At 58.1% G+C, this 664-nt stretch carries 1 pseudogene; it reads left to right on the forward strand.

Annotation, left to right across the window (positions count from 1 at the left end):
* Positions 1 to 69 precede the first annotated feature (69 nt).
* Positions 70 to 664 (forward strand): annotated as a pseudogene (locus ABDZ36_RS00555) (ISH3 family transposase); the annotation flags it as partial.

The raw sequence follows: 664 nt of genomic DNA on the forward strand, positions 1-664 counted from the left end.
ACTCTCCCGCTTCACTTCCAACGTTCTAACGACTCATCCCGACGCTGTCTGCGGATTCAATAGAGCCGTGTGCAACAAACCCCAGCAGACAGTGAGATAGAGGAAGAGCACCTGCTTAATTTTGTCGTCAACAGCCTCGGAGACGAACTTCCGATTGACCTCGCTGAGAACGTGAAAGTCACTTCCGAGGAGTTGTACGAGGTCCTCGCCGGCGCCAGCGCCGGCGGGACCTCGATCAATCACGTCTGCGAGACGACCGATGACTCGCCTCACGCCAATACCGTCCGTGGACATCTGACCGACCAGTTCGATCTTGATACCGTTGAGGCGGTTGGGAACACGCTGCTTCAACGGGACGTCCTTGAGACGCTGCCAGATCGACCGGTGGAGGTCGTCGCCGACCTCCACCTCGATCCCTACTACGGTGATGAGGACGAAACAGAGTCGCTGTATTTCTCGCAGGCGAAACGAGGGACCACGACGTTTCACGCCTACGCGACACTCTACGCACGCGTGCAGAACAAACGGTACACGCTGGCGGTCCGCCAGCTGGAAGCTGGCGAGACCACTAGCGATGCCCTCGAAGAGTTCCTCTCACTGCTCGACGGCCTTGACTTGCGCGTCAAGGCCGTCTATCTCGATCGCGGCTTCTACAACAGCAGTT

The organism is Halarchaeum salinum, from assembly GCF_039520965.1.
Classification (GTDB): Archaea; Halobacteriota; Halobacteria; order Halobacteriales; family Halobacteriaceae; genus Halarchaeum; species Halarchaeum salinum.